Consider the following 15899-nt stretch of genomic DNA (forward strand, 5'->3'; position numbering starts at 1 on the left):
GAGCAACGGCCCGGGAAGGACTTGGGTACTTCCCTGGGCTTGTTCCTTGCTTAAAGATTGACAAGACCCCCTTGGGCCACTATAATAAGTAGATAAAAGCCGGTCCGCGGAGAGCGGGCCATTTTCAGTAAAGGATGGAGTTACAATGGCAGAAAAGCAGTATTTTGTTACCGAAGAAGGCTTGGCGTCCCTTGAGCAGGAGCTGGAATATTTAAAGACAGTCCGCCGCAAAGAGGTGGCAGAGAAGATCAAGGTGGCCCTGTCCTTTGGCGACCTTTCAGAGAACAGCGAATATGACGAGGCCAAGAATGAGCAGGCCATCGTAGAGGCGCGCATCGCTGACTTGGAGGTAATGCTCAACGGTGCCGTGGTCATTGATGAGAGCGAACTGAACAATGAGACCATCCATATCGGCTCAAAGATTGAGGTGGAAGTTACCTCTGCCGCAGGGGCTAAGTCCAACCGGAATTTCAAAATCGTGGGTTCCAATGAGGCCGATCCCCGCGGGGGCAAGATTTCCGATGAGTCCGCTGTGGGCAAGGCCCTTATTGGCGCCAGAGTGGGGCAGACCGTAGAGGTGGAGACCCCCGTGGGTGTCTCTGTCTATCATATTCTTTCTATCTCCCGCTGAACGGGAAAAGGGAATTATCAGGAAGGGTGAAAGGAACCAATGGCAGAAGTAAAGAACCGGACCCCTCTCGCAGAGGGAGAGCAGGATATGAGCGAGCTCCTGCGGGTGCGCAGGGAAAAGCTGCGGGAGCTGCAGGAAAGCGGGAATGACCCCTACCAGATCACGAAGTATCCTGTGGATAACGACAGCGCCAACATTAAAGCCAATTTTGAACAGCTGGAGGGCAAGCCTGTCTCCATTGCTGGCAGGATGATGTCTAAGCGGGGCATGGGGAAGGTGTCCTTCTGCGACCTGCAGGACCGCTCCGGCCGCATCCAGCTCTACGCCCGCAAGGACGAGATGGACGAGGCGGAGTACAACCGCTTTAAGAAATATGACATTGGCGACATCCTGGGCGTGCAGGGCGTGGTGTTCCGTACCCAGCGGGGTGAGATGTCCGTGCGGGTGGAGAAGGTGACGCTGCTCAGCAAATCCCTGCTGCCCCTGCCGGAGAAGTACCACGGGCTTAAGGATACGGACGCCCGGTATCGCCAGCGCTATGTGGACCTGATCGTCAACCCGGAAGTGAAGGACGTATTTGTCAAGCGCTCCAAGATTATCAGCGCCATCCGGGAGTACCTGGACGGCCACGCTTTCCTGGAGGTAGAGACCCCCGTGCTGCACAACCAGGCGGGCGGCGCCGCGGCCCGGCCTTTCATCACCCACCACAACACACTGGACATCGACATGTACCTGCGCATTGCCCTGGAGCTGCACCTGAAGCGGCTTATCGTGGGCGGCTTTGACCGCGTCTATGAGATCGGCCGCACCTTCCGCAACGAGGGCATGGATACCCGCCACAACCCGGAGTTCACCATGCTGGAAGCCTATCAGGCGTTTACCGACTTCAACGGCATGATGGACCTCACCGAGGATATGATCCGCACTGTGGCCCACAAGGTGTTGGGCACCGGCAAGGTGGAGCGGGATGGTGTGGAGATCGACCTGGATAAGCCCTTCACCCGCATCAGCATGGTGGAAGCCGTCCAGAAGTACGCCGGGGTGGACTTCACCCAGGTGGAGACTTTGGAGCAGGCCCGCGCCCTGGCCAAGGAACACCACATCGAGTATGAGGAGCGCCACAAGAAGGGCGACATCCTCAACCTGTTTTTTGAAACCTACTGCGAGGACAAGCTGGTGCAGCCCACCTTCCTGACGGGCCATCCAGTGGATATTTCGCCCCTTTCCAAGCGGTGCAAGGACAACCCCGAGTACACCGAGCGCTTTGAGCTGTTTATCTGCGGCGGCGAGTATGTCAACGCCTTCAGCGAGCTCAACGACCCCATCGACCAGCGGGGCCGTTTTGAGGCGCAAGCGGCCTTGAAGGCCGCTGGTGACGAGGAGGCCTGCGACGTGGATGAGGACTTCCTCACGGCCCTGGAGTATGGCCTGCCCCCCACGGGCGGCATGGGCATGGGGGTGGACCGTTTGGTCATGCTTCTCACCGGAGCTTCCTCCATCCGAGATGTTTTGCTGTTTCCCACAATGAAGCCTCTGGACTAAAATTCCACAATATGTAGTGTATGACGAAGCAATACGACACAAGATGAAGTAAAGAGGGCTTACAACCACAACTTTTTCACAACTTTTGCTTGAAATCAGACGGCACCAGACGGGCCAAAATGAAGGGCAAATCCGCGCTTTTTACTGCGGATTTGCCCTTTTTTGTAATTTTCACATCAGCACCAAATTGCCCTTGATTGTGGCTGCTTTTTCCTCCATGCTTTCCTGCGTAATATGGGTGTAGATGTCCATGGTAGTGGAAAAGTCAGCGTGCCCCATCACCTGCTGGATGAACTTGATATCATTTGTGCTTTCACAGAGTCTTGTGCAGAAAGTGTGCCGCAGGTTATGGACGCTAAAATGGGGAAGAAGCTCCGGCTCACGATCTTCCAATTCAGCTTGATTCAGTTCTTCCATGTTGTACGCTGTGGAAATGCGTTCAATGGCCCGATTGATATTATGAGCGGAGAGAAAACTTCCGTAGCGATTTCGGAAGATGAAACCGTGATAACCACTCAGCACCAGTTTGTCATTCGGATATAAAGCATCCATTGCCTCGATTTGTTGGCTAAGTTGCTCGATGACTTCTGGATAGAGGATTGGGATGATACGATTGCCGCTTTCCGTTTTGGGAGTTGTGATATGAAAGCCGGCTTTTCCATCAATGACCCGATAGATCAACGTATGATTGACGGAAATCTGGGCTTTATTCAAGTACACATCATCTTTTGTTAACAAAATAGAGGGATACGGCACTGAAGCTATGACTTTGGTGCCGTATCCCTTTTTCTTACTCATGGGGTGTTTGCTCCCTGCTTTCCATATCTTCATCACAGGAGGCTGCGTCTTCCAGCGCCTCATATCCAAGGAAACTGTTGGTGGAGAGAGCGGTGTCCAGATAGTCGTTTCCGACGGTAGGCCGGCTCCCTTTTTGAAAATAAAAGCGGTAGCGGGCGCCGATCTGGAACTTGGCAGTTTTGCTCAACAGCAAGGTGCGCTCCGCACCCTGTTCATCAATCAGCTGGATCTTGCGGTAACGACGCAGCATAGGGGTGCTGACGCCGGCGCAGATCCCTTCTACCACTTCGTACTGGCCCCGGGCGGCGGTGCGCCATAGGCTGCTGCCCAGCACCAGAGAAGCGGCAAAAATAAGTCCACCCAGCACCAGAAGGATGCGGTCTGCGGTGACAGTGAAGATCACAAGGCTGACTGCTATGCTGGCGATCCCGGCCAGGAATGTCAGCAGGATCTTGCGCCGCAGGACAAAGGGAAATTGGCTCCATTGGTATTTCATGTACTGATCCTTTCAAAAATGATTTGCTGGCGCAGATACAGGTTGGCAACGGCCAGCGTTACCGCCTGGCTGCTCCGGCTGTTCTTCATCAGGCTGGCGATATTCTGGCAGGTGGTTTCGCTGTCGCCGTACACCTTCTCCATCAGGATCCGCTCGCTGGGGAGGGAGAAGACATCCTGCTCCACACATTTGATGATCTCCGCAGTGGAAAGCAGGGCCTGCCGGGAAAGCCGCATGACGCGGGATTCATAGTCGGTCCGGCGGTCTTTGCGAAACAGCTTCAGCGCCTGCCTGACTGAAACCCGACGGCTGAATACCAGCTTCATAAACGATACGCCGCGCACCAAGGCAGAGCCGCTGGTGGGGATGATACCCAGGGAACTCAACAGATCATACAGCGCATCGTATTCGGTCTCCCCGCAGCCGGAAACCAGCAGGCCGCGGGTAAGCAGGCGGTTCACGCAGGCATCCCAGGGCCGGCTGACAGCACCGCCCATAGATGAAGCCAGCTTATCGCACTGAAAAGAAATATCCTCCCATTTGGAGATCCGCCAATTCAGGGCAGTCCAGACGACCAGCTCCTGCATATCCACCATATAGGGCTGACCGCCAAGGCGGATGACAGGGCAGGATCGGCCGCAGCCATTTGTTTCCCGCTCCAGACGGCCGATTGCAGTATATAAGGTTTTCTGTTCCATTGATCAATGCCTCCTTTATATATCCTTTACTGCGGGAAGGCCGTGGTTTTCAACAAATTCAAAGCAGGCTTGCCAGAAAGCGGGGGTCGCTGCGCAGCTTGGCTGCTGAGCGCGAGATCCATGCACCCACATGGGAGGGCGGCACCTGGTAGAGTTCCGCAATATCCGTGACCCGCATTCCCTGAAGCTTGAGTGCCAGAGCCTCAATCCCAAGCCGGGCCACACCGTCATAATCCTGCTTGCTGGCCTCCAGAAGCGACAGCGTTTCCATCAGGGACACCTGGGCGTCAAAAGCATCGGTCTGCGGTTCCAGGGCCTCGCCGTCGGCGGCCAGTTCCCCATGCTCCCCAATAATGAGCCGGCTGAATATCTTGCCCCTGTTGCAGATCGTCCGGCAATAGGACAGAAGCCCATTCTTTACGACCGTTTTGGCGTAGGTGGCAAACTGTGCCCGCCCATCGTCCTCATAGGTGGCCGCGGCTTTGCAGAGCCAGACGCACCCCTCCTGGAACAGATCGCTGTAATCCACCTCATCAAATTCGCGGCGGCCTTCTTCTAGCCGGATAATTACCATATAGAAAGGTTGGAAATGATATGAGCAAAATCGCTGTAGTCTATTGGAGCGGGACGGGAAACACAGAAGCCATGGCCGGCGCTGTGGCGGAGGGGGTCACCGGGGCCGGCGGGGAAGCCTCCCTGCTGACTGCCGCCGAGTTCGACCCGTCCCTGGTGGACAGTTTCGACGCCATCGCCTTTGGCTGCCCCTCCATGGGCAGCGAGGAGCTGGAGGAGAGCGAGTTCGCCCCCATGTTCGAAAGCTGCGAGCCCAAGCTGAAAGGGAAGAAGATCGCCCTGTTCGGCTCCTACGGCTGGGGCGACGGGGAGTGGATGCGCACCTGGGAGGAGACATGCCGGGGGGACGGGGCAGAGCTTGCCTGCGAGCCGGTGATCTGCAACGAGGCCCCGGACGAGGACGCCCTTTCCGCCTGCCAGGCCCTGGGGAAAGCCCTAGTTTGAGCTTTGCTTAAAACCTCCCAAAAAGAAGGGAGAAGCCTTGGGAAACCAGGGCTTTTTCTTTTTGCTTCCCCCTTGATAAACGCTCCCGCCGGTTGTATTATAACGATGTTATATAACATTGTTATAAGGAGGCTGCCCCATGGAAGAGAGAACCACCGCCACTCTGGAAAAAATCCGAGAAGCCGCACTGGCAGAGTTTCTGGACAAAGGGTTTCAAGGTGCCTCCCTGCGGCAGATCGTGAAAAACGCCGGGGTGACCACCGGGGCCTTTTACGGCTACTTCTCCAGCAAGGAGGCCCTGTTCAACGCCCTGGTGGAGCCCCACGCCGCCGCCCTCATGGGCAAGTTTATGGAGGCCCAGACCTCCTTTGCCGAGCTGCCTGAGGAGCAGCAGCCGGAGCACATGGGGGAGGAATCCAACAGCTGCGTCCACTGGATGGTGGACTACATCTGCCAGCACCGGGAGCCGGTGAAATTGCTCCTCACCCGCGCGGAGGGCACCAGCTATGAGCACTTTGTCCACAACATGGTGGAGGTGGAAGTGGAGTACACCCTCCAATACATGGAGGTGCTCCGCCGCCTGGGCCGGGACATCCCGGAACTGAGCCAGTCTCTGTGTCACATCATCGCCAGCGGAATGATGAGCGGCATCTTCGAGATCGTGGTCCACGATATGCCCCGGGAGCAGGCCCTGCGGGACGTGGATCACCTCCGGGACTTCTACACCGCCGGATGGCTGAAATTGATGGGGGGATAACCCCTGTCTTTTTTGAACATTGATTAGTTATTGCTAACTTACAGAAAGAGGTTTTTGCATGAAGCAAAAGAAAAAAAGCGATGTGGCTGTCCTGTTGGATTATGCGGGAAGCCACAGGGGGCTGACCTTTTTAGGACTGTTCCTGTCGGCGGTATCCATGCTGCTGAGCATGGCCCCCTACATCTGTATCTGGCTGGTTGCCCGGGATCTGATCGAGGCGGCTCCAAACTGGAGGGAGGCGCAAAGTATCACCCGGTATGGCTGGCTGGCCTTTGCATCGGCGGTGGGCGGCATCGTGCTGTATTTCATTGGGCTGATGTGTACTCACCTGGCGGCCTTCCGCACAGCGGCCAATATCCGAAAAAGGGGCGCAGCCCATGTGATGGAGGCCCCGCTGGGCTTTTTCGATGCCAATGCTTCCGGCCTGATCCGCGGGCGGCTGGATGCGGCCGCCGCTGATACTGAGACACTGCTGGCCCACAACCTGGCCGACATTGTAGGCACCATCACCTTATTCCTTGCCATGCTGGTGCTGATGTTCGTCTTTGACTGGCGGATGGGCTGCGCCTGTCTGCTGGCGGCGGTGATCTCCATCCTCTCCATGTTTACCATGATGGGCGGCAAAAACGTCAGCTTTGCAAAGTCCCTTGACAAGAAAACTTGTCAGTGTTAGAATCGCGCAAAGAAAACTTGTCAAGGAGGACCCGTTATGAACAGGGAGGAGATTTTGCAGGCCAGCCGTAAGGAGAACCAAAATAGAGATCTGCCGGAGAAAGAGCTTCTCTATCTTGTGGGAAGTCACAGTGCGAGGGTAGGCGCGCTGCTTTGCTGCGTCGTCACACTGCTGGGGTCTGTGCTGGCACGCAAGATGCTTTACGGTCCTTGGTCCATCTATTTCGGCATGATGGCGACCCAGTGGTTGGTGCGGTTCCTCAAACAGAAACGCAAGACCGACCTGGTGGTGGCGCTGCTGTTTTTCGCTTTGATGGCGGCTGCCTTTGCGGGTTTGGTGCAACGTCTATGGGAGGTGCGCCTGTGACGGAGGAGCTAAAGCTGAAAAACCGGTTGAAAGAAGCCCGCCAGGACAAGGGCCTGTCTCAGGCTCAGCTGGCAAATTTGGTGGGCGTCTCCCGCAACACCATCAGCTCCATCGAAACGGGCCAGTTCAACCCCACAGCGAAATTGGCGCTGATTCTGTGTATTGCGTTTGAGAAAAAGTTTGAGGAGTTATTCTATTTTTAGGAGGCCGCTATGGAAAACGTTATGTTCCTGGTCATAGGGATTGTCGCAGCCGTGATCGGTGTGGTGAATATTCGGAGGAATATTAGCACGATCCACTCCTATAACCGGCGAAATGTGCGGGAGGAGGACGTCCCCCTATACGGAAAAGCGGTGGGCACGGGGACGCTGCTTATCGGCGTTGCGCTGATACTGGCCTGTCTCGTGGCATTTTGGAAGGTGGGGATTGCGCCCTATATTGCGATCCCGGTCCTGGCCTTAGGGTTTGCCTGTATTCTCTATGGGCAAATTAAGTACAACCATGGTATCTTTTGAGCAAACTCCTTTGCTTCTCTATCATCGACTGTGCCACAAGAGAGCGCTTCGCAGGCTGAGTCTGCAATCCTGAAAATACAAAAAAAGGCAACAATCCGCCCACGCCGGAGGTTTGGTGCAGCTTGCGCCGTCCATTTTCTACGTTCACTGGGTATGGGAAAAGGAAGGCCCCCTGTAACAGGGACCTTCCTTTTTTCGATTTCTTTTCAATGGGGCAAGGCCCTCCCGGCCCGGCCGCTAGGTGCGGTAGGCCTTTTTCATCTGGTGGAGGCGGGAGAGCCGCTGCACGGCCTGGTCCCCCAGCTCCTCCGACACCGCCACCACCAGGGCGTCCAGCAGGGCGGCGGGGGCCGCCATGGAGTGGTACTCTTTGGCCTCGCCCCGGTAGGCGAACAGGTTGATATTCGCCCGCTGGTCCTCCGGCAGGTAGCTGCGGCTGGTAAAGGCCAGGGTTCGGTACCCCGCCCGCTTTTGGTAGTCCAGGATGGTCCGGCCCTCCCAGGACACTTTCGAGAAGCTGAACAGCACCACCAGATCCCCCCCTCCCGCCTGGGCGAGGCCCTCCAGCAGTTCCGAGCCGCCGGAGGGCAGCAGGCTCACCGGGAGCCCCAGCCGCCGCAGCCGGAACTGCAGCAGCTGCCCCAGGGAGGCCGAGGCGCTTTTCCCGTGGATGAACACCCGTCGCGCCTCCAGCAGGGATTGGACCGCCTGCTGAAAGGCAGATGGATCCAGGGCCTCCAAGGTCTTTTGCAGGCAGAGCTGCTGCCGGGCAAGCCAGCGTTCCGCCGTAAAGCCCTGCTGGGCCGCCAGCAGCTTGGCGGCGGGGCCGGCGGCCTCCTCCTGGCGGGCCACCAGGCGCTTGAGGCCTTTGTAGTCCCCGCAGCCCACCCGCCGGGCAAACCGGGACAGTGTGGTGCCGGAGACCCCCAGCTTTTTCCCCACGTCCCCAATGGAGCCCTGCAAAAACTCCCTGGGGTTGGCGGAGATGTAATCCAGGATTTCCCCTTCGCTTTTCGTCAGTTGGTCGGGCATGGCGGGGTATTGGATGGTCACGGCGCAGCCTCTCTTTCTTGGAAAATACAGCCTTTGTGATGGGGCGCAGTTTTATTCGGCGCCCTTTTTGCGAAACAGCAGGATGCCCTTGGCCCCCGGCGTCACAGCGGAGGACGCCAGTTCCCAACCCGTTTGGGCCATCTCATCGGCGGCGGCTTCCAGTTCTTTCGCCATGTTGCCGGCCTGGGGGGCGTAGTCCACCACCACCGCCTTGTGACGGACGGCGATCCGCTCCCCGTAGGAGGGCCCGTGCTCCCGGTCCTTTTCCGGGCCTGTGAGCACCGCCACATAGTCCCCGCCCAGGGCGTGGATCTCCTTGAGGGCCCGCTTCAGCAGGGTGGCGGTTTTCACCTTTTCCGTAGCGTTCTCCGCCACGGTGACGGCATACCGCCCGCCCTCCATCTCCTCCTTTAGCTCCCCCACGGTGGAGAAGTCTTTCGCAAACTCCGTCCACACACAGCCGTACTGCACGGCCTGGTGGGTGTCGCTGCCGGAGACCACTGGCTTCCCCAGACACTCCCCCAGGGCCTTGGTCAGGCGTTCCGCCCGTTGGCGGTCCGTGGCCAGGTCTTTGCCGTTTAAGTCTAGAAAATCCAGGCGGGCAAGCTGCTCCTCTGGCAGCTGGGGGATGTGCCCCCCTTCCCGGTAGGGGTGGGCGCCGCCCACCAGCACGGGGTACTGGTCAAACAGATCCCGCAGCTTTGCGAAAGGGAGGAAAGCCCCCGGCTGTTTGTAGGGGGCCAGCCGCTGGTTCAGCTCTAAAATAGCCTCCAAGGGGCCGATGGACAGGATGTGCCCGCCCTCTTGGATGTCCGTCTCCATGCCGGGGAAGACCCGCAGGCCGTTTGGCAGCACCAGGGCGTCCCCCTCCCGGCGGCTTTTCCCGGCCAGATAGGCGTACAGCTCGTCAAACTGCAGGGTGTTGAAGTGCTCCGTCAGGCACAAAGCGGAAAGGCCTGCGGCCTTGGCCTCGCCAAAGAGCCAGTCGGTGTAGGTGGTGGAGAAGGGCAATCGCTTTGCCAGCTTCCCATGAGTGTGAAAATCCAGTTTCAAAGGTGGTTCCTCTTTTCTTTCCGAGATCAGGCCAGGGTGGACGCCAGCACCGCCAGGGCGATCCACAGCAGGGAGACGGCCAAAAACAGCAGGTCGTTGTAAGAGACCTTCAGGGCGGCCAGCTTCATCTTTTTCACCGTCTTGTCCACGGCGGCGTTGCGGTAGCCCCGGATCTCCAAAGCCTCCACCGTGGTGCGGGAACGCTTGGCGGTGTTGAGCATCAGGGGATAGAAGGCGTGCATCACGGTCTTGATTTGGTACCACAGGTATTTCACGCTGCCCACAAAGCCCTCCCGGATGGGGGGATTGCCACGCAGTCGGAAGGAGAGGAGGATGTTTTGGAATTCCTCCATGAGCATAGGCAGCACCCGGTAGGCGTAGGAGATAGAGAAGGACAGCCGCTCCGGGCAGCCGAACCACATCAGCCCGCAGGAGAGCTTGTCCGGGTCCAGGCCGGAGAACACCGTCACCGAGGCCAGGGAGCAGGTGGCCACCTTCAGGGTGAGCACCAGCAGGGGGGCCACCGTGTCCCCGTTGCCCCCAAACAGCAGGGAGACCAGCAGCAGGTACCCCGTCTGGGAGAACACCCCCAGGGCGAACACCAGCAGCACCAGCCCGGCCACCTTGGCCAGCAGGGTGGTGGCCACCACCAGGAGGAAGCTGGCCATCAAAAACCACAGGTCATTTACGAACCAGGGCGTCAGGCCGAAGAACAGGTACCACGCAATCAGAATGCGGGGATCCAGCTTGGCGATGACGGTGTCGTCGTTGCCGTAGGCGTTTTTCAGCACCTGGTTTCGGAGAAAATCCATGGAGAACTTGTCCAGCACGCTCTCCGAAAGCTTCTTTTTTGTTTTCGTTCCCAGCTCCATCTTAGGCTCCCTCCCCAAAGCTGTCAAGGAATTCCTCTACCGTGTAACACAGGGCGCGCTGGTCCAGGGCCTGGCCCATGGAAAAGATCTCCGGCGGGCGGATGCCCACCTCCTCCAGCAGGGCCCGGTCCCCGAAGATCTGGTCCCGGGTGCCGTCGGCCGCCACCTGGCCGTCTTTCAGCACCACAATGCGCTGGGCCCACTGGCACACCAGCTGCATGTCGTGGGTGGCGATCATCACCGTGCCGGTAATCTCCTTCATGTCCTCCAGGGTCTTCATAATCTCCCGGCGGGTGGCGATGTCCAGGTTGGCGGTTGGCTCGTCCAGCAGCAAAATGCCCGGGTTTAAGGCCACGCCAATGGCCAGGCTGGCCCGGCGCATCTGCCCGCCGGAGAGCAGCCGCCCGTCCCGCTCCTGCAGCGGGGAGAGGCGGAACCGGGCGAGCAGCTCCTGGGTGCGCTCCTTATAGTGCTCCACGCCCCGGGCCTCCATGGCAAAGGCGATGTCCGCCCGGATGGAGTCCTGGATGAACATCTGCTCCGGGTTTTGGTAGACCAGGCTGATCTGCCGGGACAGGTCCTCCGTCCGTTTCCGGTGGATGCTGTCCCCGTTCAGGAAAATCTCCCCCTCGCTGGGTTTCAGGAGGCCCACCATCAGCTTCATCAGGGTGGATTTCCCCGCCCCGTTGGAGCCGATGAGGGCCACCTTATCCCCCCGGCGGATAGTCAAATCCAGCCCCGCAAAGATTTTCCGGGGCTCCCCCTTGACCGAGCGGTAGGAGACCGACACCCCCCGGAACTCCACGGCGGGTTCCTCCTCTCGGCGGGGGGCGGCTTCCGGCGGCGCCGGATTTTCCCGGTAGGAGAGAGGGGAGAAGGCCGCCTTTCCCTCCTCCACCGTGGTGGGCAGCGCCTGCTCCCAGGGGAGGGCGCCCTTCCGCCGCAGCCCGTCGGCGGCAAGGGTCACCTGGGGCGGGAAGATGTTGGACTCCCGCAGCTCCCCCACCCGGCGCAGGGCCTCGTTTGCCGGGAGCTTCCAGGCGATCTTCCCGTCCCGCATGAGCACCACATGCTTGCAGTAGTCGGCGATGTACTCCGTGTGGTGCTCAATGACCAGGATGGTCTTGCCGTGCTTCTCGTTGAGCTCTTTCAATACCCCATAGATCCGGTCGGCGTGGCCTGGGTCCAGCTGGGCGATGGGCTCGTCCAAAATCAGCACCTCCGGCCCCAGGGACACCGCCCCCGCCAGGGCCAGCAGGTGGGTCTGCCCTCCGGAGAGGGACCACACATAGTCCTGCTCCCGGCCCTCCAGGCCGCACAGGGCCAGGGCCTCTTTGCCTCGCTTTTCATAGTCCCCCATGGCGTAGTTCAGGCAGGCGTAGGAGGCATCGTCCAGCACGGTGGGCCGCACGATCTGGTTTTCAAAGTCCTGGTACACATACCCGGCTTTTTTCGCCAGGGCGCCCACATCCGCCTCCAGAGTGTTCACCCCGTCCACCAGCACCCGGCCGGAAAACTCCCCGGTGATAAAGTGGGGGATCAGGCCGTTTAAAGTTTTGCAAAAGGTGGATTTTCCGCAGCCGTTGTTGCCAACGATGGCCAGAAAATCCCCTTTTTCCACCTGCAGGTTTACGTGGTCCAGGATGGGCGTTTCCGCGCCGGGGTAGGTGTAGGTAAGGTCCTCGATCTCGATGATGTTCATTCCGCCTTGGCCTGCTCCTTCCCGCTCCGGGCTTTCAGCACCAGGATGGCCCCGATGGCCACCACGGCGGCGATCACCAGGCCGATGGCGATGGCGGTGCCGCTCCCGGCCCAATCGGTCTCCCAGTCGATAAGGGACAGCCCGCTGGTGGCCAGCAGCTCAGCGGCCGCGGCGCACACAAAGGCGATGACGCAGCCCAGCACCATCTTGAGGCTGATGCCGCCCAGGGAGTTCTTCTCCGTGCGGGGGGCCATGCCCAGCAGGGGCTCGATTTTTCCGTAGAGCCGGGGCACCAGGAACAGGGTGGGCAGCAGGCAGAACAGGATGCCGGAGAACAGCAGGTCGTTTAAGAAAGCGAAGCCCTCGGTGGCAAAGACGCTTTCCGGCAGGCCGGGGACGGCCTCAAAGTCCTCCACGGCGAACTGCACCTTGCAGATGTCCACCACCATGCCCAAAAACAGCTGCAAAGCGGTGCCAAAGATGGCCGCAAAGCCTACCATCTTATAGTTGCGGGGGTCTTTCACCAGCCGGCCGGCCACATACACGCCGATGGTGACGGTGAGGAACTTCTCCAGCTCCCCCAGGCCGCCGAACTGCCCCAGCATGATCTCGCTGAACACCAGCTCGCCGGTGGCGGCGCCCAGGGCGGCGGACATGGGGTCGAACAGCATGGCCAGGGTCAGGGGGATAAACAGAAAGTATTCCACGGAAAACTCCACCAGCCCCGCCTGAAAGCTGGGGATCAGCTCGGTGAACAGGGTGGCCAGGCCGTACAGGGCCATGGTCAGCACAAAGACCATCAATTTTTGCGACTGGGTCGCCGTCTGTTTTTTGGAAAGTTCCATTTTGCTCTTCCTCTCTTTTTTCGATTCTCTCTCGCTTGCACCGCCATTGTAGGCCTTCACCGGAAAATCTGCCAGCGTAGTAGCGTTAAATGAAAATAAAATTTCAAGATTTTGGAAATAGAAAAGAAAATTTCATACCTCAGTGCCTTTACTATCTTTTCCCAAAGATTTTACCCCCAGCCGATTCCAAACCCCTCCTGTTCCTGTAAACTGGGAGATGGCAGACCTTACGCCGGAAAAGCGCCGGTGGGGGAGAGGACGGAAAATGCCATCCCCCGCCGGGCTGCAACACAGAAAACAGGAGGACAACCACCATGAAACACAAAGCAAAGCGCGCCGCGTCCCTGGCCCTGGGCCTTGCCCTGGCCCTGCAGGTGGGCGCCGCCGCGTCCGCCCAGAGCCTTCCCACAGGAGGGTATGAGAACGGCGCCGCCGCCCTGAACCTGACCCAGATCGCCCGGTACAGCTCCGGACAATACAACGTGGACGGCGGGGTGATGGAGATCGTCGCCTACAACAGCGGCACCGGCTACGCCTACGCCATCAACGGCCAGAGCGGCAAGCTGGCGGCCATCCCCCTCTCCGGCCTTGCTGCCGGGGTCCATGTGGAGGAGCTGCCCGGCACGGACATCGACGTGAAGGCCCTGGTGGAGGCTGAGGACAGCGCCTTCCAGTACGGGGATATGACCTCGGTGGCCATCTCCCCCGATAACGCCACCCTGGCCGCCGCCCTTCAGGCGGAGGGCCACAACGACCCCGGCCGGGTGGCCCTGTTCACCTGCGGGGAGGACGGGAGCCTCACCTTACAGGGCCTGGTGGAGACCGGGGCCCAGCCCGACATGGTGACCTTTGCGGACAGCGCCACCGCCCTCACCGCCGACGAGGGGGAACCCCGGGAGGGCTACGGAGAGGGCACCGTGGACCCCAAGGGCACCGTCACGGTGGTGGACGTGGAAAAAGGGGAGAGCACCGTGGTGGACTTCTCCGCCTTTGACGCCCAGCGGGACGCCCTGGCAAAAGCCGGCGTGGTGCTAAAGAAGGACACCGCCCCCTCGGTGGATCTGGAGCCGGAGTACATCGCTGTGGCGGAGGGCAAAGCCTACGTAACTCTGCAAGAGAACAACGCCATTGCTGCCCTGGACATTGCCAGTAAGACCTTTGAGGGCGTGTACCCCCTTGGCTTCGAGGACTACGGCGAGACCCCCATCGACCTGGACAAGAAGGACGACGCCTACGCACCCAAGACCTATGAGGGCCTTTTGGGCATCCGCATGCCCGACGCCATCGCCGCCTATACCGTGGGCGGGGAGACCTACCTGGCCACCGCCAACGAGGGGGACGCCCGGGAGTGGGGCGACGAGGACGCCGGCACCTTCTACTTAAACGAGGAAGAGGTGGACTTCGGCGACGAGGGGGCTGCTTCTCCCGCCGGCACCATCACCGGGGAGTCCGGCCTGACGGGCAAGGTGGTGTTTTTCAAAAGCGGGGACTTCGACGGCCTGGACGGGACCAAGGACTACCTCTTCGGCGGCCGCACCTTTACCATCTTCCAGGTAACGGAGAATGGCCTTGCAGAAGTGTTCACCAGCGGCAGCGATTTTGAATCCCTCACCGCAAAGTACGTGCCCGACTACTACAACACCTCCAACGACAACGCCATGCTGGACGACCGCTCCGGCAAAAAGGGGCCGGAACCGGAGAGCGTCACCCTGGGTGCGGTAAACGGCAAGACCTACGCCTTTGTGGCCCTGGAGCGCACCGGCGGCATCATGGTCTATGACGTATCGAACCCCGAGAGAGCCGCCTTTGTCAACTGCATCAACACCCGGGACTTTGATGCGATTGTAGAGGGCTCGGAGCAGTACGAGGACGGGGAGCTGGACAAGTGGGTCACCGGCGGCGACGTGGCCCCGGAAGGGCTGCTGTTCCTGGATGGGGAGAAGAGCCCCAACGGGGAGCCCCTGCTGTTGGCCGCCTGCGAGGTCTCCGGCACCGTGGCCGTGTACCAGCTGGGGGACAAAGCCCTGACTGTCCTGCCCTTTGCCGATGTGGAAGAGGGCCGGTGGTACTTGGAGGCCGTGGGGTACGCCTATGAAAACAGCCTGATGGAGGGCACCAGCGGCACCACCTTTGCGCCGGAGACCAACCTGAGCCGGGCCATGGCTGCGCAGATCCTCTATAACCTGGAGGACCAGCCGGACGTTTCCGATGAAAACCTGGAGAACCCCTACACGGATGTGGACGGGGAGGCCTGGTACGCGGAGGCTGTGTGCTGGGCCAGGCTCCACAAGGTGGCGGAAGGCGACGGGGACGGGACGTTCCGCCCCGGCGACGAGATCAGCCGGGAAGAGTTCGCCCAGATGCTGTACAACTACGCCAAGTACAAGGACTGCGACTTGAGCGCTGAGGGCGACCTGAGCCGTTTCCCCGACGGCGATTCCGTGCAGGAGTGGGCCCTCCCCGCCATGGCCTGGGCCAACGGCAACGAACTCATCAACGGCCACGACGACGGCACCCTGGACCCCGCCGGGAATACCACCCGTGCCCAGGCCGCTGCCATCCTCATGCGGTTCGACCAGAACCTGGCGGAGAAATAAACCAAAGCGAAACTTACGGAAAAGGCCGGGAGAGATCCCGGTCTTTTTTCTATCTTTCCGACGGGCGCCCTCCGCTCCCTGTTTTCACAGTACTGAGGAAAGGGCCTGTCAAGGAGAGGTACCCCACTCCATCACGAAAGGTCTCTCCAGGGAAGATTTTACCTAAGTTTCACCCAGATTTATCCTGTTCTTTCTTTTTTTGTATGGGGAGTTCCGCTATTCTTAACTTGGAGAGGCATGACAAAACAGGCGGGGCCTTTTGCGACCCCGGTTTTGGAACAGTG

At 59.6% G+C, this 15899-nt stretch carries 18 protein-coding genes; 9 read left to right on the forward strand and 9 right to left on the reverse strand.

Translation table 11 applies throughout. The features are described from left to right. The first annotated feature begins 145 nt into the window (after positions 1–145). Positions 146–631 carry a transcription elongation factor GreA gene (gene greA, locus ODJ80_RS03815; RefSeq protein ID WP_178864112.1) on the forward strand — a complete coding sequence of 162 codons (486 nt, stop codon included), beginning with the start codon at positions 146–148 and terminating at the stop codon, positions 629–631. Positions 632–670: 39 nt separating this feature from the next. Then, positions 671–2173: a lysine--tRNA ligase gene (gene lysS / locus ODJ80_RS03820; RefSeq protein ID WP_263040984.1), complete on the forward strand. Its 1503-nt coding sequence runs from the start codon at positions 671–673 to the stop codon at positions 2171–2173. A gap of 171 nt (positions 2174–2344) precedes the next feature. Here the strand turns inward: lysS and ODJ80_RS03825 are convergent, their stop codons facing one another. The 4 genes from ODJ80_RS03825 to ODJ80_RS03840 are packed head-to-tail and all read right to left on the reverse strand — an operon-like array spanning position 2345 to position 4739. Next, entirely contained in the window at positions 2345–2971 is a 627-nt protein-coding gene (locus tag ODJ80_RS03825) for a site-specific integrase (protein WP_263040985.1), read from the reverse strand. Beyond that, entirely contained in the window at positions 2964–3467 is a 504-nt protein-coding gene (locus ODJ80_RS03830; protein ID WP_263040986.1) for a hypothetical protein, read from the reverse strand. The genes ODJ80_RS03825 and ODJ80_RS03830 overlap by 8 nt, the downstream gene beginning before the upstream one ends. Beyond that, positions 3464–4165 (reverse strand): hypothetical protein, encoded by a 702-nt coding sequence (locus ODJ80_RS03835; protein ID WP_263040987.1) that lies wholly within the window; start codon positions 4163–4165, stop codon positions 3464–3466. The genes ODJ80_RS03830 and ODJ80_RS03835 overlap by 4 nt, the downstream gene beginning before the upstream one ends. Before the next feature lie 58 nt (positions 4166–4223). Next, entirely contained in the window at positions 4224–4739 is a 516-nt protein-coding gene (locus tag ODJ80_RS03840; RefSeq protein WP_263040988.1) for a sigma-70 family RNA polymerase sigma factor, read from the reverse strand. A gap of 20 nt (positions 4740–4759) precedes the next feature. Here ODJ80_RS03840 and ODJ80_RS03845 point away from each other — a divergent pair, with 20 nt between their 5' ends. The 6 genes from ODJ80_RS03845 (at position 4760) to ODJ80_RS03870 (ending at position 7493) form a co-directional block, all read left to right on the forward strand. Beyond that, on the forward strand, positions 4760–5182 hold the full coding sequence (locus ODJ80_RS03845; protein ID WP_263040989.1) for a flavodoxin: 423 nt from the start codon (positions 4760–4762) through the stop codon (positions 5180–5182). Between the two features lie 139 nt (positions 5183–5321). Continuing rightward, positions 5322–5939, forward strand: a complete 618-nt coding sequence (locus tag ODJ80_RS03850; RefSeq protein WP_263040990.1) for a TetR/AcrR family transcriptional regulator — start codon at positions 5322–5324, stop codon at positions 5937–5939. 58 nt (positions 5940–5997) lie between these two features. Then, positions 5998–6612, forward strand: coding sequence for an ABC transporter transmembrane domain-containing protein (locus ODJ80_RS03855; protein WP_263040991.1), 615 nt, complete (start codon positions 5998–6000; stop codon positions 6610–6612). Positions 6613–6648: 36 nt separating this feature from the next. After that, positions 6649–6978, forward strand: a complete 330-nt coding sequence (locus ODJ80_RS03860) for a DUF6442 family protein (RefSeq protein WP_263040992.1) — start codon at positions 6649–6651, stop codon at positions 6976–6978. After that, entirely contained in the window at positions 6975–7181 is a 207-nt protein-coding gene (locus tag ODJ80_RS03865; protein WP_263040993.1) for a helix-turn-helix transcriptional regulator, read from the forward strand. Before ODJ80_RS03860 ends, ODJ80_RS03865 begins: the two co-directional genes overlap by 4 nt. Positions 7182–7190: 9 nt before the next feature. Next, positions 7191–7493: a hypothetical protein gene (locus tag ODJ80_RS03870; protein ID WP_263040994.1), complete on the forward strand. Its 303-nt coding sequence runs from the start codon at positions 7191–7193 to the stop codon at positions 7491–7493. A gap of 237 nt (positions 7494–7730) precedes the next feature. Here ODJ80_RS03870 and ODJ80_RS03875 read toward each other — a convergent pair whose 3' ends face one another. Genes ODJ80_RS03875 through ODJ80_RS03895 form a run of 5 tightly spaced genes read right to left on the reverse strand, consistent with a single transcriptional unit; the run spans position 7731 to position 13018 of the window. Then, positions 7731–8546: a MurR/RpiR family transcriptional regulator gene (locus ODJ80_RS03875; RefSeq protein ID WP_263040995.1), complete on the reverse strand. Its 816-nt coding sequence runs from the start codon at positions 8544–8546 to the stop codon at positions 7731–7733. A gap of 51 nt (positions 8547–8597) precedes the next feature. Next, positions 8598–9599: a PHP-associated domain-containing protein gene (locus ODJ80_RS03880; protein ID WP_263040996.1), complete on the reverse strand. Its 1002-nt coding sequence runs from the start codon at positions 9597–9599 to the stop codon at positions 8598–8600. Between the two features lie 26 nt (positions 9600–9625). Next, positions 9626–10471, reverse strand: a complete 846-nt coding sequence (locus ODJ80_RS03885) for an energy-coupling factor transporter transmembrane component T family protein (RefSeq protein ID WP_263040997.1) — start codon at positions 10469–10471, stop codon at positions 9626–9628. 1 nt (position 10472) lies between these two features. Continuing rightward, positions 10473–12173, reverse strand: a complete 1701-nt coding sequence (locus ODJ80_RS03890) for an ABC transporter ATP-binding protein (RefSeq protein WP_263040998.1) — start codon at positions 12171–12173, stop codon at positions 10473–10475. After that, positions 12170–13018, reverse strand: a complete 849-nt coding sequence (locus ODJ80_RS03895) for a cell division protein FtsQ (protein ID WP_263040999.1) — start codon at positions 13016–13018, stop codon at positions 12170–12172. The genes ODJ80_RS03890 and ODJ80_RS03895 overlap by 4 nt, the downstream gene beginning before the upstream one ends. Before the next feature lie 314 nt (positions 13019–13332). Between ODJ80_RS03895 and ODJ80_RS03900 the strand changes: the two genes are divergently transcribed. Further along, positions 13333–15615: a choice-of-anchor I family protein gene (locus ODJ80_RS03900; RefSeq protein WP_263041000.1), complete on the forward strand. Its 2283-nt coding sequence runs from the start codon at positions 13333–13335 to the stop codon at positions 15613–15615. Positions 15616–15899: the final 284 nt, after the last annotated feature.

It is taken from the genome of Acutalibacter sp. LFL-21 (genome assembly GCF_025630755.1).
In the GTDB taxonomy this organism is placed as follows: Bacteria; Bacillota; Clostridia; order Oscillospirales; family Acutalibacteraceae; genus Acutalibacter; species Acutalibacter stercoravium.

Excerpts from the sequence above, each read along its gene's own strand:
- ODJ80_RS03900 (WP_263041000.1), top strand. The coding sequence starts at position 13,333 with ATGAAACACAAAGCAAAGCGCGCCGCGTCCCTGGCCCTGGGCCTTGCC.
- lysS (WP_263040984.1), top strand. The coding sequence starts at position 671 with ATGGCAGAAGTAAAGAACCGGACCCCTCTCGCAGAGGGAGAGCAGGAT.
- ODJ80_RS03885 (WP_263040997.1), bottom strand. The coding sequence starts at position 10,471 with ATGGAGCTGGGAACGAAAACAAAAAAGAAGCTTTCGGAGAGCGTGCTG.
- ODJ80_RS03860 (WP_263040992.1), top strand. The coding sequence starts at position 6,649 with ATGAACAGGGAGGAGATTTTGCAGGCCAGCCGTAAGGAGAACCAAAAT.
- ODJ80_RS03870 (WP_263040994.1), top strand. The coding sequence starts at position 7,191 with ATGGAAAACGTTATGTTCCTGGTCATAGGGATTGTCGCAGCCGTGATC.
- ODJ80_RS03895 (WP_263040999.1), bottom strand. The coding sequence starts at position 13,018 with ATGGAACTTTCCAAAAAACAGACGGCGACCCAGTCGCAAAAATTGATG.
- greA (WP_178864112.1), top strand. The coding sequence starts at position 146 with ATGGCAGAAAAGCAGTATTTTGTTACCGAAGAAGGCTTGGCGTCCCTT.
- ODJ80_RS03890 (WP_263040998.1), bottom strand. The coding sequence starts at position 12,173 with ATGAACATCATCGAGATCGAGGACCTTACCTACACCTACCCCGGCGCG.
- ODJ80_RS03855 (WP_263040991.1), top strand. The coding sequence starts at position 5,998 with ATGAAGCAAAAGAAAAAAAGCGATGTGGCTGTCCTGTTGGATTATGCG.
- ODJ80_RS03850 (WP_263040990.1), top strand. The coding sequence starts at position 5,322 with ATGGAAGAGAGAACCACCGCCACTCTGGAAAAAATCCGAGAAGCCGCA.
- ODJ80_RS03835 (WP_263040987.1), bottom strand. The coding sequence starts at position 4,165 with ATGGAACAGAAAACCTTATATACTGCAATCGGCCGTCTGGAGCGGGAA.
- ODJ80_RS03825 (WP_263040985.1), bottom strand. The coding sequence starts at position 2,971 with ATGAGTAAGAAAAAGGGATACGGCACCAAAGTCATAGCTTCAGTGCCG.
- ODJ80_RS03840 (WP_263040988.1), bottom strand. The coding sequence starts at position 4,739 with ATGGTAATTATCCGGCTAGAAGAAGGCCGCCGCGAATTTGATGAGGTG.
- ODJ80_RS03830 (WP_263040986.1), bottom strand. The coding sequence starts at position 3,467 with ATGAAATACCAATGGAGCCAATTTCCCTTTGTCCTGCGGCGCAAGATC.
- ODJ80_RS03845 (WP_263040989.1), top strand. The coding sequence starts at position 4,760 with ATGAGCAAAATCGCTGTAGTCTATTGGAGCGGGACGGGAAACACAGAA.